Genomic DNA, 20,085 nt, shown 5'->3' on the forward strand with positions numbered 1-20,085 from the left:
GTGCCTCCCCATCGCAGTCCGGAACAGCGACTCAGCGAAGCCGCGACCGAAATACTAAGGGAAGGCTTACCTTAATTGAACGATCAGGGGTGTGATGTGAGATAGCCACCCATGGTGCGGAAGTACTCGGTCGCCGCGTACTCGGTTCCGTCATCGGTCCGCACCCGGCGCACCAACAGTCCCGGACAACGACCGTTGAACGCGTCGGCACCGGCCACGATGACCACGCCGTCGCCCTCCCGAATGAAGATCCGGCCGGGCGTCCCGCCGTACCGGGCCTCTGAGACGGCCGCGTCGACGATCCGCAGCCGCTCGCCGCGATGGAACGCATAGGCATTCGGGTATGGATCCGACTGGGCCCGCACGAGCCGCTCCAGCCGCTCCGCGGGCCACTTCCAGTCGATCCGGCTGTCCTCGAGCGACCGCTTGTGGAAGAAGCTCGCCTCAGAGCGATCCTGAGGCACCCAGTTCCCGGCACCTGAGGCGATGAGCTCGAGCGACTCCTGGACGATCGGACCGATGAGGTCGACGGTCCGGTGGAACAGATCGGTGGCCGTATCGGTCGGCCCGATCGGCACCGACCGCTGGATCAGGACGTCGCCGGCATCGAGCTCCGCGCTCATCCGGTGCGCGGTGACGCCGACATTCTCCTCGCCGTTGATCAGCGCCCAGATGATCGGCGAGAAACCGGCGTACTTCGGGAGCAGTGAGTCATGGATGTTCAGAGTGCCGTGTGGCGGCAGATCGAAGAGCTTCGGCGGCAGCCAGGTCCGCCAGTTGTTCGCGACGATCAGATCCGGGCGGGCGGCCGCGATGGCATCCAGCAACTCGGCGTCATCGGGTCGATTGCGGAGCAGCACCGGTACGTCGTGCTTCTCGGCGAGCTCGGCGACGTCGTCGTCCCAGATCTTCTCGTAGGCATGCTCACTCTTCGGGTGCGTGATGACGAGAGCCACCTCGTGACCCGAGTCCAGCAGCGCCTGCAGCGTGCGGTGGCCCCAGGTCTGATACCCGAGCATGACGACCCTCATCTGGCCTCTTCCTTTCGACGTCCCTATAAGGCAAGCCTTACCTTATAGAGCCCGTCGCGGTTTGAGGAGAGCCGGGCACCCACAGACGCCATGGGTGCCCGACGGGGTGTCAGCAGTAGAGGTTGTCGCCCGGCGTCACACCGAGCAGCCCGGTGAACCGCCGGTAAGCGCTGACCCGGGCCTCCACCTGCGCCGGATTACCGCCGTTGCACTCGATCGAACCGTTGATGGTCCGGATCGTCTGACCGAAGCCCTGGTTGTTGACCATCGCATTGTGCGCAGTCATCGTGCCGGCACCGGTCTGCGTGTTCCAGAACCACAACGCGGTCTTCCACGAGACAGCCGAGTCCTGCTCAACCAGCCACGGATTCGTCAGCAACGGCAGCCCGAGCGCATCACTGGCCGCCTTGTAGTTGAAGTTATGGCTCAACTGAATCGGCCCGCGACCGTAGTACGCATTCGGCCCAGCCGGGCAGCCGTACGGCAACTCCGGGTGGCAGTACGTCGGATAGTTCGCCTCGTTGATCTCTTTGATGTAGACCAACCCACCGGTCTCGTGATTAACGTTCGCCAGGAACGCAGCAGCCTCACGCTTCTTGGTCGTGTCATCACCGGTATTGGCGAACCCGGGATACGCCGAGATCGCAGTCGTCAGCCCGGAGTACGTATAGAACGAGTTCCGGTTCGGGAACATCTGATTGAACAGGGATTCACTCACCGGGAACCCACTCGTACTCCCGCCATCGCAGTTGTACGGATCCCAGTACCAGGTACTCACCGTCGGCGAATACCCCGGATTGTCATACTCGGCGATGTAGTACGAGCCCTCGAACTTCACGATATTGCCCGTCACATACCACTGCCCTTGCACCCAGTTCGTGTAGCTACAGGCAGTCGTAGCACCCACCGCCGAACCAACCGAAACGACTCCCGGCACCAGCAGCGCGACCAGCGCCACCACAAGACTGATCAACTTCCTCACAGCGACTCCTTAGTAGGGGCGGTTACTCGGAGCGCAGACCCCGGAGGGTGTCCACTTGCTCACGGTAAGCAGCTTTCCCGACTAAAGAAAGATCTCAGCAAAAAGATTTGATCAGATACGGCAACCGCCGCAAACCCCTCAGGGGTCGCGGCGGTCAGGTGGAGCTGGAGGTCAGCCGACCTCGGCCATGATTTCGTCGGAGACGTCGAAGTTCGCGTAGACGTTCTGGACGTCGTCGCTGTCCTCGAGGGCGTCGATGAGACGGAAGATCTTGTTCGCGCCCTCGGCGTCGAGCTCGACCGTCATCGACGGGACGAAGGAGGCGTCGGCCGACTCGTAGTCGATACCGGCGTCCTGCAGCGCGGTGCGGACCTTGACCAGGTCGCTGGACTCGCTGATCACCTCGTAGGACTCGCCGAGGTCGTTCACCTCGTCGGCGCCGGCCTCGAGGACGGCCTCCATCACGTCGTCCTCGGTGTAGGACTTGCCGTCCTGCTCCTTGTTCACCACGATGACGCCCTTGCGGTGGAACAGGTAGGCGACGCTGCCCGGGTCGGCGAGCGAGCCGCCGTTGCGGGTCATCGCGGTGCGGACGTCGGCCGCGGCGCGGTTGCGGTTGTCGGTCAGGCACTCGACCAGCATCGCGACACCGTTCGGGCCGTAGCCCTCGTAGGTGATCGACTGCCAGTCCGCGCCACCTGCCTCGGCCCCGGAACCGCGCTTGACCGCGCGGTCGATGTTGTCGTTCGGAACCGACGACTTCTTCGCCTTCTGGACCGCGTCGTACAGGGTCGGGTTGCCCGCGAGGTCACCGCCGCCCGTCCGGGCGGCCACCTCGATGTTCTTGATCAGCTTCGCGAAGAGCTTGGCGCGCCTCGAGTCGATGACCGCTTTCTTGTGCTTCGTGGTGGCCCATTTGGAGTGGCCTGACATCGCGAACCCAACCCTTCTACCGCCGAACAGACTTAGAGCTCCCGGACCAGCTCGGCGAAATAGCCGTGCAGCCGCGCGTCCCCGGTCATCTCCGGATGGAACGACGTGGCCAGCAGCCGGTCGTGGCGAACCGCGACGATCCTACCCGTGGCGGGGCCCGAGCTCACCGTCGACAATACCTCGACCTGCGGTCCGACCCGTTCCACCCACGGTGCCCGGATGAACACAGCGTGGTACGGCGTCTCGAACGCGGCGAACTCGAGATCCGCCTCGAACGAGTCCACCTGCCGCCCGAACGCGTTCCGCCGGACCGTCACGTCGAGCCCGCCGAGTGTCTCCTGGCCGGCGATACCACCGGTGATCTCGTTCGCGAGCATGATCATCCCCGCGCAGGTCCCGAACGCCGGCATCCCGTCCGCGATCCGCTTCTGCAGCGGCTCGAACAGCTCGAACGCCCGCGCCAGCTTCTCCATCGTGGTCGACTCACCGCCGGGCAGCACCATCGCATCCACCTGCGCGAGCTCGGACGGACGCCGTACCGGCCGTGCCTCCACCCCCACCCGCGTCAGCATCTCCAGGTGCTCCCGCACATTCCCCTGCAGCGCAAACACACCGATCACCGGCTCACTCATCCTGCTCTCCTCCACTGACTTGCAGTGTGTCCCCCACAACCGGTACGCCGTCAGTCCCGGGGGCACCGATCCACAGCACCTGATACACCCCGATCGTCCGACCAGCCGGTACGGCGGCGATCGCGGCCTGCAGGTCGTCGTACTGCTCCCGGACGGTCATGTCGTACCAGCGCTGAAGGCGGAACTGCACCCGCTGTACGACGTCACCGGGCGCCACGTCCTGTGTTATGGAGACCGTGCCCTCCGGGAAGGTGGCCAGGACGTTGACCCGACCGTACGTCTCCGCGGCGTACTTGGAGGCATCAGCCGGGTTGTCGAAGACCCGCGGCCCGGCGTACTTGTCCGGCACCGCCTCCCACTCGACGTGCTTCACCACGGAGCCCGGCTCGACAAAGGTCGTCATGTCTTGTCCACCGAGCCACTCGCTCCGACAAGCTCGTGTTCCTTCGGCCCGACCCACACGGTCTGGTAGATCCCGGTCCGCTGCCCCGCCGGCGCCGCAGCGGTCGCGGCTGCCAGATCCGGATAGACAGTCGTCCCCACGACTCTGCCTTCCTGGATGCGGTACGACTCCCGCAGTACGACGTCGCCCGGGTGCAGGTCCTCGGCCGCCGACTCACCGCCGGCAGCACTGAGCTGGACCACCTGACCGTCATCGAAGTGCACATACATGTCGAACCAGAGCGCATTTTCCTCGGCGTACTTCGCCGCCTCGGCCCGGACCGCGAACTTCCTCGGCGGCTGGTACTTGTCCGGGACGGTCTCCCAGTACACCGCTTTCACCACCGACCCAACGGTCACGTACGTCACAACGACACCCGCCGTTGCCAGTCCAGCGTGACCTCGATCCGGCCCTCGTCGAAGACGGCCGGGAGCTCGCGCTCGTTGAGCAGTGCGAGCACGTCCTCGAGCAACGGCTCCCCGGGTGCCACGTTGGCGGTGTCCGGGTGCCAGACCTTCAGTTCAAGCATGCCGAAGTCCACCGCGTGCCAGACATCGGTGTCAGTGAAGAACACCAGCCCCTGCGGATCCGCAGCAGCCTCCAGCACCTGCCGCGCCTCATGGTGGTCGGCGGTATACCGAACCACCACCAGTCCCAGCGCCTCCAACTCAGCCAGTACGGCGTCCAGCCGGTCCGGGTCAGTGACCTCCGGCCACGCCTTGGCCTCCTCGGTCACGTCAATCAGCGCCTCACCAATCAGCAGCGGCACCAACGCGGACGCGTCCATAGCCGGAGCGTCCTCCTGGACCGCCTCGGTCAGCGCAGCAGTGATCGCCGCGTGGTCCGCATACCCGGACCGCACCAACACCCGAGCCAGCCCGCGCAGTTCGCGAGCAGTCCGCTCGTCCAGGGCCAGGGCGTTGTGCATGCCGCCAGAATAGTCCAGGCCCGTTACCGCTTACGGCACTGACTCGGATCAGGTATTGCGGCCGATCAGGTCCGGCGGTACCGGTGTCTCGGAGCCCTCGATCGCCTGCTGCTCGCCGGCGGTGATCAGGCCGAGCTCGGTCAGGATCGCCCCGGATCGTTGCCAGCACGAGCGAGCGGTCCGCGCGGAGCCCAGGTCGGCGTGCGTGCGTCCGAGCCCCCACCAGATCTCGGCGTCGAGGGACGTCTCGGCCGCCTCGGAACGGCGGCTGACCTGATGGGCCCGCTGGAAGTACGCCAGTGCCTGCTCGGGCTCTCCGGCCAGCCGGGTCGCTTCGGCGAGGTTGCAGATGATGTTGGTCAGCCAGTTGGTCTCTTCGAGGGGCTCCGCGATGGCCAGGGCCTCGGAGTGTGCGCGGATCTCGTCGGCAGGCCGGCCGACGTGCCGATAGGTCAGGCCGAGACTGGTGAGGCTGTCGGCCAGCGCGGTGGGCCGGCCGATCCGGCGGTTGAGCTCGATCGCCTGCCGCGAGTGCGCGATCGACTCGTCGTACCGCTCGAGCAGCCGGTACGCCGATGCGAGGGCGGCCAGCTGAACCGCTTCGCCGGCCTCGTTGCCGATCGCCCGGTAGCTCGCCTGCGCCCGGGTCAGATGAGTGAGGCCGACACCGTAGTCACCACATCGCACCAGGGCAGACCCGATGGTCTCGTGCGCCACCGCCTTCTGCAGCGGTTCGCCGGTCCGCTCTGCGGCCGCCAGCACGAGCTCACCCAACCGCAGCTTGTCGCGATGCCGGCCGCGCAGGGCCAGTCCCAAGCCGACTGCCGAGCAGATCGCGGCCGCGAGTGCAGGGCCGGCGGACCGGTCCAGGTTCGAGGCCTGGCGCACGACCGCCGACAGGTTGGCTGCCTCGGCGTCGAGCCAGTCGTAGACCTCGTCGCGATCGCGCAACTCGATGCCCTCGGCATCGAGCACCCGCGGCTCGACCTCGGTCCGCCAGACGGCATCGGCGTTCAGCCGTCGGCACGCCGTCCGTGCGGTGGCCAGATACCCATGCAACGCACGCCGTACCGCGTGCCGGCGAACTGGCTCGGCATCCTCCGCGCGGGCCCGCTCACGGCCGAAGAGGCGCAGCAGGTCGTGCGTCCGGTAACGGCCGGGCCGGTGACTCTCGAGCAACTGGACGTCGACGAGATCCTCGAGCAGCGCCTCGGCCGACGCGGTGTCGACGTCCGCGAGCGCCGCGGCGACCCGGACGTCGACGTCCGGGACCTCGATCAGGTTGGACAGCCTGAACATCCGTTGCTGTGCGATGCCCAGTTCCTGGTAGCTCACCTGAAAGCTTGCCCGGACGCCCCGGTCGCCGGTCTGCAACTCCGCGAGCCGCCGGGACTCGTGGGCGGCCGCGAGCCGCGTGGCCAGTGTCTGCAGGGACCAGGACGGGCGGGAGATCAGCCGGGACGCAGCGATGGAGATCGCCAGTGGCAGACCGCCGCACAGCCGGACGATCTCGGCGGCGGCGCCTCCGTGGCCTATCCGCGCCGGACCGACCAGGCGGCCCAGCAACGTGACCGCCTCGGCGGCCGGAAGCACCTCCAGCGGCTCGTGCACGGCGCCGACGAGTCCGGACAGGATGCGCCGGCTGGTGACGATGGTCCGGCAGGACCGGCCGGCCGGGATCAGCGGCTCGACCTGGGCGGCATCTAGTGCGTTGTCCAGTACGACGAGCAACTGGAGCTCGTTCGTCATCGACCGGAACCTGGCCGCCGCCTCGTCCGGATCCACCGGGATCGACCCGTCCGGGGCCCCGAGCGAACGGAGTAACCGGGCGAGCGCCTCGGCCGGGTCCAGCGGCTCGACATCGGCGGTGGACCCGCGCAGGTCGACGTACAACTGCCCGTCCGGGAAGGAGTCGGCGACCAGATGCCCGGCATGCACCGCGAGTTCCGACTTGCCGATACCGCCTGGACCGGCCACCGCCACGATCACAGCCGCCTGGGGCTCAGCGGTCGTCAGCAGGTCGCGAACGCGGCCGACCTGGGCCTCCCGTCCGGTGAACGTCGGCACGCCCAGCGGCAACTCCGCCGGTACGAGGGTTTCGCGCCGGGCCGGGCGGACCGAACCGCTGAGGACCGCCTGCTCCAGGTCACGCAGCTCCGGTCCCGGCTCGATACCCAACTCGTCGATCAGCACCTGAGCGCCGTACCGGTAGCACTCCAGAGCCTCGGCCGATCGGCCCGACCGCCACAACGCTGTCATCAACTGCGCGCGCAGGTGCTCACGCAGTGGCTGGTCTGTGACCAGAGCTGTCAGGTCACCGATGCTCTGCCGGTGCCGGCCCAGTGTGAGCTCGATGTCGTACAACTGTTCGGCGATGCTCAGCCGGAGCTCCGCCACTCGCTGTACGGCAGCAGCCATCGCCCGGGTCGACAGATCCTCCAATGCGGCACCACGCCACAACGCCAGCGCTGCCCGGAGCAGGTCGGCTGCCTCCTCCAGATCGGAGCGGAGCTGCGCCTCGGCCTGCAACCGCTCCGCCTCCACCAGGTCGATCCGGACCTCCTGATCGTCCAGCCGGTAGCCGTTGGACGTGGTTTCGATGAGTTCGTGACGGCACCCGGCCCCGGCGAAGGCGCGCCGCAGTGTGGAGACATGGATCGACAGCTGTGTGCGCGCCGAGGCCGGGGGGTTGTCGTCCCAGACCGCGTCGATGAGCTGCTCGGCCGACTGCGGCCGCCCCGTTTCGATCAGCAGTGCGGCCAGCACCTGCTGCGACCGGCGGCCACCGAGGCTCACCTGTTGTCCTGCCACGGTCGCCTCGACCGGGCCCAGCACCCTGATCTCCACCCCAGCTTCGACCATCACTCCAGGTTAGATGACGGTCGGGTCCTGTCACTTGCGCACTTTGATGCGCCAGCCGAAGAATCGCTTGCAGTCCGCCGGATTCACCTTGCGGTGGGAGCTGATGCTGTTGCTCCAGTTGCCCGCCTCCTGCTTGCCGTCGCCGTACATGTAGAGCTTGGTCACGTAGTGCCGCGGACGAACGCAGAATCGATCGCCCTGGTCGCTCCACTTCGTGCGGGTGTAGAACTCCATGGTCCAGTCGCTGTGGTTGATCAGTGAACCGGCCTGGTTGTCGAAGTCTTTGACCTGCCCTTTCCCGTCGCCGTAGTCCTCGTCCTTCGTGGAGTCGTCCTTGGCGTCGTGGGCACCCGCGCAGTTCGCCCTGGTGTACAGGTAGACGTAGTCGTTGTCGATCGGCAGGCCCTCGGAGGTGTGCCGGCAGTCGCCGCCGGCCGCGGCGGTACTGCTGACACCGCCTGTCGTCACCAGCACAGCGGCCACCGTCGCCGCCGACGCCAGCGCCAGTCGAGTTCTCATCTCGTTCCCCACTTCCGTTGGTTGATCGGCGAAACGCTAGAAGTGGGCGTTATCGATCGGCTATCTGCGGCCGATAACGGCGGCATACCCGGCCTTCGTACGGTCGCCGGTATGAAACCAGCACAGCTGCTCAAGACCCTCGTAATCGTCGCGGCGACGTCGGCGCTGGCTGTCGGCCCGGTGCAGGCCAAGGAGGACGACGACGCACCCCCGACGCCCGAGATGTTCGTCGCCAACGATCCGAACGGCACGACGAACGAGCGGTACCGGATCCGCGACTACCTGGTGAATCTGATCGAAGGAGCCGAGAAGGACTCCGACATCACGATCGCGTCGTACCGGTTCAACGACGGCGAGGTCGCCAAGGCCCTGGTCAAGAAGATGAAGTCGGACAACGTCCGCGTGCGGGTGATCGCCGACTCGGTGGACGAGGCGTCCGACCCGTACCAGAAGGTGAAAGCCGCGGCCAAGAGCCCGTCCTGGATCCAGCACTGCGGTGGCGGCTATCCGGATCCCGCGACCAAGAACAAGCACACCTCGTGTATCGGCGAGCACATCATGCACAACAAGTTCTACCTGTTCGAGAAGACCCACGGCGTGACGAACGTCGTCGTCCAGACCAGCTCGAATCTCAACACGCACTCCGGCCCGAAGATGTGGAACACCGCCTACACCGGGATTGCCGAGAGCTGGCTCTACGACCAGTACCAGAACTACTTCGACGACCTCAGGGCCGCGAAGAAGGACCCGAACTACTACGAGTCCAACCCGCCGGCGGAGAACGGGAAGTTCAAGCTGTACTACTCGCCGCGGGCCAAGGGGAACGTCACGTTCGCCAACATCCTGAAACACGTGCGCTGCGACAAGAACAACTCCGGCGGGACCGACGACGGGCACCGGACGATCGTCCGGGTCGCCGCGAACACCATCCGCGGCGCCGGCGGGACCGAGGTCGCAGATCAGCTGTGGAAGCTCGACAACCAGGGCTGCTACGTCGACATCGTCGGAACCGATCTCAGCCAGGCCAAGGACGGGCCGTTGCGCGGTGGACTCCTGCGCGCCCCGACCGGCAAGTACCACGGCCCGGAGGTGCGGGAGTTCAGCACCAACCAGTGCGGCACCCACGAGAAGAACATCCTGATCGACGGCTACTACGACGGGAAGCCGGATCAGAAGGTCGTGTTCACCGGCAGCCACAACCTGAACAACAAGTCGCCCTTCTACAACGACGAGGTGATCCTGCGGATCACCGACCCGAACGTGCACGAGAAGTTCAAGGAGCACTTCTTCACGATCCGCGAAGCCGCGGCGATCACCTGGCAGACCAGCAAGTACGAGACCACCGACCCCGACAAGTTCGATTTCGAGTGCAAGCCGAGCTGACCCCTGACGGCGTCTAACGTCTCCGGGATGAGGCGAATGATCTTGGCGGTGTTGTCCCTCGGCGCCCTGCTCGTCCCGGTCCAGGCCTCCGCGACCGAACCGGCCGCTGGGTGTGCGGCGGTCGCGAGGCCGTCCGTGCCGGGTGCGAAGGTGCTGGCAACCAGTGCGGCGCCGAAGCCCGGTGGCACGATCGAGTACCCGCCGGAATGGGGCGTCCCGCCGATCACCGGCGTACCGCCGTTCTGTGAGATCAAGGTCGAGCTCACCCACCCCGGGGCCGGTGATCACGTGCTGGTCCGCTTGTGGCTGCCGTTGACCGGCTGGAACGGCCGCTTCCAGGCGACTGGTGGCGGTGGGTACTCGATGCACCAGGGCGACGGACCGCTCGCGCTCGCGGTGAAGGACGGCTACGCCGCGGCGCAGACCGACGGTGGCGTCGGGTTCGATTTCGAGGACCCGTCGAAGTGGGCGCTCGACAGCAAGGGACGCGTCAATCGTGAGCTCCTGAAGAACTTCGCCTACCGCTCGCTGCACGACCTGGCCGTCGCGGGCAAGGCCGTCACCCGCGAGTACTACGGCAAGGCGCCGGCGTACTCGTACTGGAACGGGTGCTCGACCGGTGGCCGCCAGGGAATGATGAACGCCCAGCGCTACCCGAACGACTACGACGGCATCAGCGCGGCCGCACCCGCGATCAGCATGCCGAGCTTCGTCATGGCGGACCTCTGGCCGCAGGTCGTGATGAACGTCGAGGGCGTCCACCCGACAAGCTGTGAGCTCGACGCGTTCCAGCGGGCCGCGATCGCGCAGTGCGATCCCGCCGACGGACTGGTGGACGGAATCATCCGCGAGCCCGCCGAGTGCCGCTTCGATCCGGGCACGTTGATCGGTCAGCAGATCGAGTGCAAGGGCAGGACCATCACGATCACCAAGGGCGCGGCCGACGTCGTACGGAAGATCTGGGCCGGGCCGAAGACCCGGACCGGTGCCCAGCTGTGGCCCGGCTACGACCCGAGCACGAGCCTGGCCGCCACCGCGGCGACACCGTTCAAGCTCGCGGAGAACTGGGTGAAGTACTTCGTCAAGAAGGATCCGGCCTTCGACTTCAGCACTGTCGGCTATCGCGAGTTCGAGCAGCTCTTCCGGCAGTCCAAGCGGGAGTACGACCGGATCCTCGGCACCGACGAGGCCAACCTCACCGCCTTCCGCAACAGCGGCGGCAAGCTCGTCACCTGGCACGGCACCGAGGACTCGGTCATCCACTACGGCGGCACGCTCAAGTACCGCCACGACGTCGTACGGCGAATGGGCGGCGCCGCCAACGTGGACAAGTTCTACCGGGTCTTCCTCGCGCCCGGCGCCGAGCACTGCGGCCCGGCCGCCGGCGCGGCCCCGGCCGACCAGCTGAAGCCAGTGGTCGACTGGGTCGAGAAGGGCAAGGCCCCGGAGACCATCGCCGCTGTCACCTACACCGGCGCTTCCCGCGACCTGTGCCGCTATCCCTTGAGGTCCTACTACAACGGCACCGGCGACCCCCGCCAAGCCACGAGCTACACCTGCCGCACCGCAGTCCGATAGCGCCCTGGCGACTGCGCACGGGCGCGGGTGAAGGCCCGGCTGAACGCGTACACCGAGCTGTAGCCGACCGAACGGGCGATCGTCTCCAGAGTGTCGTCGGATTCGCGCAGCCGGCTGGCGGCGACGTCCATGCGCCAGTTGGTCAGGTACGCGCCCGGACTCTGACCGGTGCGGGCCTGAAAGCGGCGGGACAGGGTGGCCCGGGACACCGCCAGCTCGTCCGCGAGCTGCGCGGTCGTCCAGGGTTTGGCCGGCTCGCCGTGGATCCTGGTCAGCGCCGCACTGAGCAGCGGATCGTCGAGAACCCCCAACCAGGAGTGCTTGGCCTCCTCGGGACGAGTGGCGAGCCAGACCCGCAGCAGCTGGATGAGGAGGATGTCGATCAGCCTGTCGAGAACGATCGCGGTCCCCATCTGCGGGTGCGCGAGCTCCCTTGCCAGCAACCGGATCGTGTCGTCCAAACACGTGCCGCTGTGCTCGGCCGGCAGGTGAACCACGGCGGGCAACGCGCCGAGCACCGGCATCGAGACGGCGGGATCGTACTCGTAGGACGCGCCCAGCAGGTGCGTCCGAACCTCTCCTTCGCCGAGACGCAGGACGGCACCGTTCGCACTCGCGTCTGCGGGCACCACATAGCTACAGGCGGGCGCTCGGGTCCCAGGCGCGCTGCTGACCACATGGCCTGCACCGGTCGGCAGGAGCACCACATCACCAGGCATGAGCTGCAGTGGGTCACGCCCTTCGAGGTTCAGCCAGGCCGTGCCGGACGTGATGGCATAGATGACGGCCCGGTCGACCGGGTCCCAGAAGACGCCCCACGGATCGGCGGCCTCGACGCGCGCGCCCAGTGCTCCACGCACGCCGCCCACCGCCAATGCGTCAGCCAACAGGTCCATGTCACCAAATCTAGCTGAGTGCTACAAACGGATATTGATCTGCACCAATTGAGCATCGGGTGTAGCGGCTCCTGCTTCCTACGGTGGTCTCTGTCAACATCGACCATCCCCTGGAGTGAAACTTATGAAGCTGTCCGGAAGTACTGCGTTCGTCACTGGGGCCAACCGTGGTCTCGGCCGCCACTTCGCCCAGGAACTGCTGGCGCGAGGCGCCCGGAAGGTCTACGCGGCGGCTCGCAACCCCGAGTCGATCGACGTCCCTGGGGTCGAGAAGGTACGCCTCGACATCACCGATCCGGCCGCGGTGACAGCGGCAGTGGCCCTGGCCCCGGACGTCGATCTGCTGATCAACAACGCGGGCATCGGCGGCAACGACAACCTCATCGGCGGCGAACTCGAAGTCGTCAGGCGGCAACTCGAGACGCACTTCTTCGGCACCCTCGGGATGGTCCGCGGATTCGCGCCGGTGCTCGGAGCCAACGGCGGTGGCGCCGTCCTCAACGTGCTGTCGGTGCTGTCGTTGGTGAGCATGCCCGAGGCCGGCGCGTACGCGGCCGCGAAGGCCGCCGAATGGAGCCTGACGAACAGCATCCGGCACGAACTCGCCGGTCAGGGCACGCTGGTGAGCGGGCTACTGCTGGCGGCGACCGACACAGACATGATGGCGGCGTACGACGTACCGAAGAACGACCCGGCCGACGTCATCCGGGTCGCACTGGACGGTCTGGAGGCGGACCTGACCGAGGTCCTGGCGGATGAACCCACCCGCCAGGTGAAGGCCTCCTTGGCCGGCTGACCGGCTAGCTGCGCAACGCGGCAACCGCTCGGGCGGCGATGTGCTCGTTGCGTTCGGTGCGATCAGCGGCCCATGCCGGCCAGCCTGCTGCCAGGGTCGGTGTGGACCCGCTGCGCACAGCCTGTCGGTACTCGATGCAACCCAGCCACAGCGGCTTGATGTCGAGCACCTGCGGGAGCCTGTCGATCTCGTCAGCGGTGAGCTGGACGTGCTCGGAGTAGCCACGGACAACCTCGTCGACGAGTGCCAGGTCGGACTCTGCCGCAGTCGTCAGAAGCCAAGCCAGCGCTGGCAATCGCGGGCCGCGGCCAGATCCGGCCCAGCCGACGATGACGAGGTCTCCCGGCGTCCCCACCGCAGACCAGGCGTGATAGTTCCCATGCGTGAAGGCTTCCGGGAGCCCCTCGCCGTCATCAGCGTTCTCGACACGATCACGCAGCCACTCGAAACTTTCTCGCCCCCCAGACCCGACGGAGTCTTCAACACTGACGAGAAAACTCATGGCCGCAGCAAGATCCTCCTTGGGCCGACCGACATGACGACCACCCCCGGATTCGTCTGAACCGCCGGCCCGAGCCACCGCCCCCTCCCCCGAAGGAAGACTGTGCAACCGCCCCAGCAGGCTCCCAAGTTCGCGCTGGATCGACGACCCGTCGGGACGACCACCCTCGACGAACTCAGTGACGATCACACCACTGCCGTCGTACACCGACACCGGCTCCTCATGAGCCACCCGCTCGGCCGGGAAATCGTGCGCGGCCAGGAACCGCAGAATCTCCGCATCTCCCTCCACCCGGCTGACCTGGTCGGCCGGCGAAGAGAAGATTCGGGCGATCCACGGCGGCCCGTCCGCTCGCTTCACCAGCAGCGTGGCCGGGTAGTGCCCAGGCCACGAGTCCCGCGGACGCGTGTTCGGGTCATCGTCGATCGACGCCAACGAGGTGATCCGAATCCCGTACCGCGCCTCAAGATGCGCAGTCAGCGACTCGTGCTCGAAGGGACGGTCGTGGACGAACGCCTGCGTCTCGGCGAGCTCCAGATCAGCCCGCGCCTCGGTGTACCGCTGACCGGTCCGCTCCGCATGGCGCCGTACCGCACGCTTGAAACTGCCCTGCTTGGTCATGATGACAAGCCTCCTCGACATGTCCTCGCTCCCCAGCAGCGCGACACTCGAAACAGGCCTGGACATTCAAGCGACAGTGAGGGCAGATTCCCCTTCGCCATCACGAAGACCCGGCTGGGGCAGATCCTCAGAGGCTGGGCGTCAGTCAACGCCTCCGTCGATCCTGCTACAGCCGGCACGACCACGTCAACCAGTCGAACCGAGCAGTCAGCCAAGCACCTGCGGCCCCAGGACGGACAGCAGTCGCAGCTTCTCGTAGCTCTCGCTTCCCGGGATCGCGGTGTAAACGAGCAGCAGATGCGACTGCTCCGGATCGAGGAGCGTTTGGCAGGTCAGCTCGAGGGCACCGACCTCGGGGTGGACGAAGTGCTTTGTCTCGTTGGGACGCAGACCGATTTCGTGCTCCTGCCACAACTGCCGGAACTCCGCGCTCTCGGCGAGCAGCAGGTCGACGTACTGGGCCGCCCGGGAACCACGCCCCCGCGCCGTGAACACCGCACGCAGGCCGGAGACGAACATGCGGGCGAGGAAGGCATGCTCGCTGGGCGCATACAGCTGCCTGGTCGCGGGGTCGGTGAACCAGCGGTAGCCGAGGCTCCGAGCCGGACCGCTGTAGGCAGTCAGATCTCCACTGAGCGCGATGCCGAGTGGGGTCTGCCGAAGCGTCTCGCCCAGCTCGGTGACAATCTCGGCGGGCGTGTCGTGCAGGCGGTCGAAGATCCGTAGCAGACCAGGGCTGACGTGCTCGCTGTCGGCGCCACGCGCCGGCGGGTGGTGCCCGGCGAGCCGGAACAGGTGGTCGCGCTCATCGAGGGACAGGTGGAGTCCTTGCGCGATGGAGGCGATCATCTGCTCCGAAGGATGCGGTCCACGCTCCCGCTCGAGCCGCGCGTAGTAGTCGGTCGACATATGGCACAGCGCGGCCACCTCTTCACGCCTCAACCCACTGGTCCTACGGCGCTGTCCACGCGGCAGGCCGACGTCGTCAGGTTGCAGCGACCCGCGGCGGCGCCGGAGGAACTCCGCCAGACCGGCTCGATCGATCTCCATGTCTCCTTTCTACCGGCCCGGGATCCCGGCAACCACGGATCGCCGATCCCCCTTTGGCCGATTTGTTGCCGCTAGCACCTTTATCGGTGGATCGGGAAGTCCTGGATAGCACTGCCGGGGTCGGTGACAGTACTAGCAACGGCACCGACGCTCAGGAGCAGAAACCATGCCACGCAAGCCCATCGACATCACCGTCCCCGACCTCTCCCACCGGCGCGCCGTCGTCACCGGAGCCAGCGACGGCATGGGACTCGGCATCGCGATGCGCCTGGCCGCCGCCGGAGCCGAAGTCGTCCTGCCGGTCCGCAACCCTCGCAAGGGCGAGGCGGCGATCGCCACGATCCGCGATCAGGTCCCGCAGGCGAACGTATCGCTGCGCACTCTCGACCTGTCCTCACTCGCCTCGGTCGCAGAACTCGGCAAAGTCCTGCTGGAGGAGGACCGACCCATCCACCTCGTGATCAACAACGCCGGCGTCATGACTCCTCCAGATCGGCAGGTCACCGCCGACGGGTTCGAGCTGCAGTTCGGCACCAACCACCTCGGCCACTTCGCCCTCGTCGCTCACCTGCTGCCGCTGCTCCGCGCCGGCCGGGCACGGGTGACCTCCCAGCTCAGCGTCGCCGCGAACCAGCACGCCATCAACTGGGACGACCTGAACTGGGAACGCAAGTACGACGGCCGCCGGGCCTACAGCCAGTCCAAGATCGCCTTCGGGCTCTTCGGCCTCGAACTCAACCGTCGCAGCCACTCCTCCGATTGGGGCATCACCAGCAACCTGTCCCACCCCGGCATCGCCCCGACAAACCTGCTCGCGTCTCGTCCAGAACTCGGGCGCGACCACGACACCCTCGGCGTACGGGTCATCCGCGCCCTGTCCGCCCGCGGGATCCTTGTCGGCACCGTCCACAGCGCCCAGCTCCCCGCCCTCTACGCAGCCACGTCACCCGATGCCAAGCCCGGCGCCTTCTACGGCCCCAGCGGTCCCGGCCACCTCGGTGGCCCACCCGCCCAACAGAAGCTCTACTCCCGGCTCCACAGCACCCGACAAGCCCAGCGCATCTGGCAAGTCTCCGAGGAACTCACGGGCACCAGCCTTCGCTGAACTCGCTTCAACGCCACCAAGCCGGCGCGCACGCGACGGCAGCGTCAACCAGGTCGTCTCTGGTCAGTCCCCCGGCCGCCAGCCACGCGCTGATCACACCCACGAAGCCGTGGGAAACGAACTGCGCCATCAGGTCACGGTTGGCAGCCGGTACGCCGGGACTCGTGGCAGCGCGTGCCATGAACGCCAGGCTGTATTCGGTGAAATGACGAACCAGCGCGTCGTAGACCCCGCGGTCCGCCGGGTCCCCGAGTGCCTGCCGATAGACCTCGGCATACCGGATGACGTGATCGACGACCGCACCCGTTGCCCGCCGGAGCGCCTCGTCGGGGGTCAGGTCCGCTGTCGCCTGCCACAGCTCCTCCTGCTGGTAGACGACTGCCAGGTCAGCGTCCAGAACCGTCAGCAACAGGTCGAGTGGAGTGCGATAGCGGTTGTAGAACGTCGGCCGGGTAACACCCGCCGCCGCGACCAGGTCCGCGACCCGGATCCGGGAGACCGGTTGCCGAGCCGCCAGCTCCACCACAGCCGCGGCCAGCACGCGATCACTGCGCACTGTCCGTGGATCCATCTGCTCGCTCATCGCCTCACCATCGCTCTTGTCCCGCCGTGCCCAGCGCATCTATTTTACATGTGTAAAATAGATGATCGAGGAGAAATGATGAGATCCCACGCCACACTCGCACCCGAGGAAGCCGCCGACCGGCTCGCGATCCGCGAACTGTTCGACGCCTACGCCCACTGCGCAGACCGCCGGGACGCCAAGGGCCAGATGGCCTTGTTCACCGAGGACACCCACTTCGTGGTCCACATGGACGCCAAGTCCTCGGTACCGACCCAAGAACTCCACGGCCGCGACGCACTCGCGCCGGTGTTCGACAACCTCAACCAGTACGCCGCGACCACGCACTTCAACGGTCAAAGCACCGTCGAGCTCGACGGTGACCACGCCACCGGCGAGAGCTACACGATTGCCCATCACGTCACGGTCGACGGCGACCGCCGTACGTTGATGGTCGCCTCCATCCGCTACCTGGACGAGTTCGTCAAACTCGACGGCACCTGGTACTTCGCCGTACGCCGCCTCCTGGTCGACTGGACCGAAACCCGCCCACTGCGCGGCTGACGTCGACCAAGGATCGTCAGTTGTAGCCGGCGCCTGGCTTCGGCGCGGTGTACGGCCAGCGGTTGGTTTCGATGCGGGCGATGATGGTTTCGACCGAGGCCAGGACCTCGCCGGGGGTGAAGTTGCAGTGTCCGGGAGCGTCGACGTACGCCTGGCGCAGCAACGAGTCGTTGCCGGTCTTGCGAGCGGCGGTGCGGTAGGCCTGCTCAGCTGTTGCGGGCGGTCCACCTGCGACAGCGACCAGAGTCCCTCCGACTGCCAGCGACAGAGCCAGCGCACTGACGGCCGGCCGCCTGCTCGAGCCGAAGAGCCGGCTCACTTTCGATCCCATGACCTAGGCCTCCTCGAGTAACCGGAGATTTACCTCCGGTTTCAGTTCCACGGTAGCGCGCTGGCGGGAATGCGGACAACGGGCCCCGTGTTACCTTAAATGGAGATTGATCTCCGGTTGAGCAGATCGCTGGCCGGGATCACCGTTCGAAGACAAGGAACAGCGCAATGTCAACAAAACGCACCCCCCTCACCTGGTTCGTCACCGGCGCATCGCGGGGCCTCGGTTTTCACTGGGTCACTGCCGCCCTGGAACGCGGCGACAAGGTTGCCGCCACATCGCGGAGCGCCGCGTCACTCGAGCCCCTGGTCGCCAAGTACGGCGAGCAGGTACTCGCGCTTGAGTTCGATGTCGCCGACGCCGCGGCGGCCAGGCAGGCGATTCACGCCGCCGAGGATCACTTCGACGGCATCGACGTACTCGTCAACAACGCCGGCCAGGCTCTGCTGGGGACGGTGGAAGAAGTCTCCGAGGAGCAGATTCGCGCCCAGTACGAGGTGAACGTCTTCGGACCGCTGTGGACCACACGGGCGGCACTGCCCGGTATGCGAGCACAGGGCCACGGCCGCATCATCCAAGTTTCGTCGTACGGCGGCCTGGTCGCGCGCCCGACCATGGGCCTCTACCACTCATCCAAGTGGGCACTGGAAGCCATGAGTCAGGCGCTCGCAGCCGAGGTCGCCGGTCACGGTATCCACGTGACGCTGGTCGAGCCGCTGACGTTCGCCACTGACCTTGGCGCGAAGGCTCCGGAGGTCAAGCCGATGCCCGAGTACGACGCGGTGCGCCAGGAACTCATGGCAGGCGCCGCGAACAGTCCGTTCGTGACCGGCGATCCCGCGGCCACTGCGGATGCCATCCTCGCGATCGTCGACGCCCCGGAGCCTCCGCTGCGAGTGCTCTTCGGTATCAACGGCATCGAGCCGATGCGAGCGGAGTACGCGAGCAGGATCGCCGAGTTCGAGAAGTGGGACCACATTGCCCGCCTGGCGCAAGGGACGGCGCTAGCCTAGTGGAGATGTTTCTCCGGTAATCACTCCGCCCGAAGGGGGACGCGCGTGCGCAGCGATGCTGCCCAGAACCGTCAGGCGCTTGTCGATGCAGCACTGAGGTTGTTCAACGAGCGTGGGCTCGCGCCGACCCTCGACGACGTCGCGCGCGCGGCGGGGGTCGGTGTCGGCACCGCCTACCGCCATTTCTCGGACAAGACCGAACTGGCGTTCGCGGCGCTGGAATCGTCGCTGGAGTCGATGCTTCAGGCCGCTGAGGCCGCAGCCTTGGTCCCGGACGGCTGGGCCGGGCTGGCCAAGTTCTTCGAGGCTACGGTCGAGCCGCAGGCAACCCAGCAGGTACTCAGGGACATTCTGGCCACCGATCCCGAGTCGACGCCGATGCTGGAGGTACATCGACGGATCGGCGACAGCCTGAACACGCTCCTGGCGAAGGCCAAGAAGCAGGGCTCCATCCGCGACGATGTGGTGGTTTCCGATCTCGCGGTGCTCGCAACATTGCTGGGTGAGGTCGTGCGGCTGTTCGGTCCCGTGGCGCCGGACGCCTGGCGCCGATTCTTGCCACTGCTGCTTGACGGACTCCGGCCGGGAGCGACGACCGCGCTGCCCGTCGGGCCTCTAACCAAGGAAGACTTCGTTGCCGGCATGGCAGCGCAGGCTCGCGCGGCGGACGCACGGCGCCCAGGCCCTAAGCGCCGAAGCGCCAAACAGCCGGCCTCCTGACCCACAGACTCGCGGTGGCGGGTCAGGCTTGAGTGTTGGTGAGGAAGTTCTTCACCTGGGTGGCGAAGTCGTTCGCGTGCTGGAACAGGAAACCATGGCCGGCGTCGCTGTAGAGCACGAGGACGGCAGAGTCGAGATGCTGTACCGCTACGTAGGAGGCGAGCGCGGGCAACATGGTGTCCTGGGCGCCGTTGGCGTAGAGGACGGGTTGTCTGATGCTCTCCAGATCGGCTTGGGTCTGATCGAACGGGATCGACTGCAGCTTGGCAACGGCGACGAGTTGTCCCTTGCCCGCGGCGTCCGAGATGGCGCTGACCCCGGTGGCGAGCCGCGGAGCCACCGCATCGAGATGCTTGCGGCCGGCCGCGCGTCCGCGCTCGGTCTCGGGGAAGAACAGGTACAGGATGTCTTCGTCGTCGCCGCCTCCGGGCTTCGCCATGATCTGGCGGACCTTGTCGCTCATCGGCTCGGCCCCCGGGACGGGGCTGCCCGGGCTGCTGCCGGCCACGATGAGCTTGCGAACCAGCGCGGGGCTGCGACGGGTCGCGTACTGCGCCACGATGCCGCCCAACGACCAGCCGAGCAGATCCACCTGATCGAGCCCGAGCGCCTTGACGAATTCGATCGCGCCGTCG

General features: G+C 66.8%; 21 protein-coding genes and 1 pseudogene. 7 read left to right on the top strand and 15 right to left on the bottom strand.

Annotated features, from left to right (window positions below; all coding sequences use genetic code 11):
* Positions 1 to 83: 83 nt before the first annotated feature.
* The 9 genes from ABD231_RS06495 to ABD231_RS06535 all read right to left on the bottom strand — a co-directional run bounded on the left by ABD231_RS06495 (position 84) and on the right by ABD231_RS06535 (position 8,329).
* Complete coding sequence (locus ABD231_RS06495) at positions 84 to 1,031, bottom strand: methionyl-tRNA formyltransferase (protein ID WP_344146521.1); 948 nt, start codon at positions 1,029 to 1,031, stop codon at positions 84 to 86.
* Positions 1,032 to 1,140: 109 nt separating this feature from the next.
* Positions 1,141 to 2,013: a chitinase gene (locus ABD231_RS06500; RefSeq protein WP_344146524.1), complete on the bottom strand. Its 873-nt coding sequence runs from the start codon at positions 2,011 to 2,013 to the stop codon at positions 1,141 to 1,143.
* Positions 2,014 to 2,184: 171 nt separating this feature from the next.
* Entirely contained in the window at positions 2,185 to 2,946 is a 762-nt protein-coding gene (locus ABD231_RS06505) for a YebC/PmpR family DNA-binding transcriptional regulator (protein ID WP_344146527.1), read from the bottom strand.
* Positions 2,947 to 2,978: 32 nt separating this feature from the next.
* A complete protein-coding gene (pdxT, locus tag ABD231_RS06510) occupies positions 2,979 to 3,578 on the bottom strand; it encodes a pyridoxal 5'-phosphate synthase glutaminase subunit PdxT (protein ID WP_344146530.1) in 600 nt (199 codons plus the stop codon).
* Positions 3,571 to 3,981, bottom strand: a complete 411-nt coding sequence (locus tag ABD231_RS06515) for a hypothetical protein (protein ID WP_344146533.1) — start codon at positions 3,979 to 3,981, stop codon at positions 3,571 to 3,573. Before ABD231_RS06515 ends, pdxT begins: the two co-directional genes overlap by 8 nt.
* A complete protein-coding gene (locus tag ABD231_RS06520; RefSeq protein ID WP_344146536.1) occupies positions 3,978 to 4,364 on the bottom strand; it encodes a hypothetical protein in 387 nt (128 codons plus the stop codon). Before ABD231_RS06520 ends, ABD231_RS06515 begins: the two co-directional genes overlap by 4 nt.
* Before the next feature lie 20 nt (positions 4,365 to 4,384).
* Positions 4,385 to 4,948: a DUF6891 domain-containing protein gene (locus ABD231_RS06525; protein ID WP_344146539.1), complete on the bottom strand. Its 564-nt coding sequence runs from the start codon at positions 4,946 to 4,948 to the stop codon at positions 4,385 to 4,387.
* 48 nt (positions 4,949 to 4,996) lie between these two features.
* Positions 4,997 to 7,810: an AfsR/SARP family transcriptional regulator gene (locus ABD231_RS06530; protein WP_344146542.1), complete on the bottom strand. Its 2,814-nt coding sequence runs from the start codon at positions 7,808 to 7,810 to the stop codon at positions 4,997 to 4,999.
* 30 nt (positions 7,811 to 7,840) lie between these two features.
* Positions 7,841 to 8,329 (bottom strand): hypothetical protein, encoded by a 489-nt coding sequence (locus ABD231_RS06535; protein WP_344146546.1) that lies wholly within the window; start codon positions 8,327 to 8,329, stop codon positions 7,841 to 7,843.
* Between the two features lie 111 nt (positions 8,330 to 8,440).
* Here ABD231_RS06535 and ABD231_RS06540 point away from each other — a divergent pair, with 111 nt between their 5' ends.
* Both ABD231_RS06540 and ABD231_RS06545 read left to right on the top strand, forming a co-directional pair.
* Positions 8,441 to 9,712, top strand: a complete 1,272-nt coding sequence (locus tag ABD231_RS06540) for a phospholipase D-like domain-containing protein (RefSeq protein WP_344146549.1) — start codon at positions 8,441 to 8,443, stop codon at positions 9,710 to 9,712.
* A 27-nt stretch (positions 9,713 to 9,739) separates the two neighbouring features.
* Entirely contained in the window at positions 9,740 to 11,290 is a 1,551-nt protein-coding gene (locus tag ABD231_RS06545) for a tannase/feruloyl esterase family alpha/beta hydrolase (RefSeq protein WP_344146552.1), read from the top strand.
* On the opposite strand, the gene ABD231_RS06550 is transcribed toward ABD231_RS06545, so the two are convergent.
* On the bottom strand, positions 11,263 to 12,186 hold the full coding sequence (locus ABD231_RS06550; RefSeq protein ID WP_344146555.1) for an AraC family transcriptional regulator: 924 nt from the start codon (positions 12,184 to 12,186) through the stop codon (positions 11,263 to 11,265). The genes ABD231_RS06545 and ABD231_RS06550 overlap by 28 nt on opposite strands.
* A 124-nt stretch (positions 12,187 to 12,310) precedes the next feature.
* Here ABD231_RS06550 and ABD231_RS06555 point away from each other — a divergent pair, with 124 nt between their 5' ends.
* On the top strand, positions 12,311 to 12,982 hold the full coding sequence (locus ABD231_RS06555; RefSeq protein ID WP_344146558.1) for an SDR family oxidoreductase: 672 nt from the start codon (positions 12,311 to 12,313) through the stop codon (positions 12,980 to 12,982).
* Between the two features lie 4 nt (positions 12,983 to 12,986).
* On the opposite strand, the gene ABD231_RS06560 is transcribed toward ABD231_RS06555, so the two are convergent.
* Together ABD231_RS06560 and ABD231_RS06565 are read right to left on the bottom strand one after the other, a co-directional pair.
* Positions 12,987 to 14,171 carry an aminoglycoside phosphotransferase/kinase family protein gene (locus tag ABD231_RS06560; RefSeq protein WP_344146561.1) on the bottom strand — a complete coding sequence of 395 codons (1,185 nt, stop codon included), beginning with the start codon at positions 14,169 to 14,171 and terminating at the stop codon, positions 12,987 to 12,989.
* 141 nt (positions 14,172 to 14,312) lie between these two features.
* Complete coding sequence (locus tag ABD231_RS06565) at positions 14,313 to 15,155, bottom strand: helix-turn-helix transcriptional regulator (protein WP_344146564.1); 843 nt, start codon at positions 15,153 to 15,155, stop codon at positions 14,313 to 14,315.
* 166 nt (positions 15,156 to 15,321) lie between these two features.
* On the opposite strand from ABD231_RS06565, the gene ABD231_RS06570 reads away from it, so the two are divergent.
* Positions 15,322 to 16,260: an SDR family oxidoreductase gene (locus ABD231_RS06570; protein WP_344146567.1), complete on the top strand. Its 939-nt coding sequence runs from the start codon at positions 15,322 to 15,324 to the stop codon at positions 16,258 to 16,260.
* Positions 16,261 to 16,267: 7 nt separating this feature from the next.
* Here the strand turns inward: ABD231_RS06570 and ABD231_RS06575 are convergent, their stop codons facing one another.
* Positions 16,268 to 16,843 carry a TetR/AcrR family transcriptional regulator gene (locus tag ABD231_RS06575; protein WP_344146570.1) on the bottom strand — a complete coding sequence of 192 codons (576 nt, stop codon included), beginning with the start codon at positions 16,841 to 16,843 and terminating at the stop codon, positions 16,268 to 16,270.
* A gap of 78 nt (positions 16,844 to 16,921) precedes the next feature.
* On the opposite strand from ABD231_RS06575, the gene ABD231_RS06580 reads away from it, so the two are divergent.
* Entirely contained in the window at positions 16,922 to 17,386 is a 465-nt protein-coding gene (locus tag ABD231_RS06580; protein ID WP_344146573.1) for a nuclear transport factor 2 family protein, read from the top strand.
* Positions 17,387 to 17,402: 16 nt separating this feature from the next.
* On the opposite strand, the gene ABD231_RS06585 is transcribed toward ABD231_RS06580, so the two are convergent.
* A complete protein-coding gene (locus ABD231_RS06585; protein WP_344146576.1) occupies positions 17,403 to 17,717 on the bottom strand; it encodes a hypothetical protein in 315 nt (104 codons plus the stop codon).
* A gap of 167 nt (positions 17,718 to 17,884) precedes the next feature.
* Between ABD231_RS06585 and ABD231_RS06590 the strand changes: the two genes are divergently transcribed.
* Together ABD231_RS06590 and ABD231_RS06595 are read left to right on the top strand one after the other, a co-directional pair.
* The gene (locus tag ABD231_RS06590; protein WP_344146579.1) at positions 17,885 to 18,730 is read left to right on the top strand and encodes an SDR family NAD(P)-dependent oxidoreductase; all 846 of its coding nucleotides are present in this window, start codon (positions 17,885 to 17,887) and stop codon (positions 18,728 to 18,730) included.
* Between the two features lie 45 nt (positions 18,731 to 18,775).
* Complete coding sequence (locus ABD231_RS06595) at positions 18,776 to 19,450, top strand: TetR/AcrR family transcriptional regulator (RefSeq protein ID WP_344146582.1); 675 nt, start codon at positions 18,776 to 18,778, stop codon at positions 19,448 to 19,450.
* Between the two features lie 22 nt (positions 19,451 to 19,472).
* Here ABD231_RS06595 and ABD231_RS06600 read toward each other — a convergent pair.
* Positions 19,473 to 20,084 (bottom strand): annotated as a pseudogene (locus tag ABD231_RS06600) (alpha/beta fold hydrolase); the annotation flags it as partial.
* Between the last annotated feature and the right edge of the window lies 1 nt (position 20,085).

The organism is Kribbella yunnanensis (assembly GCF_039529655.1).
Lineage (GTDB): Bacteria > Actinomycetota > Actinomycetes > Propionibacteriales > Kribbellaceae > Kribbella > Kribbella yunnanensis.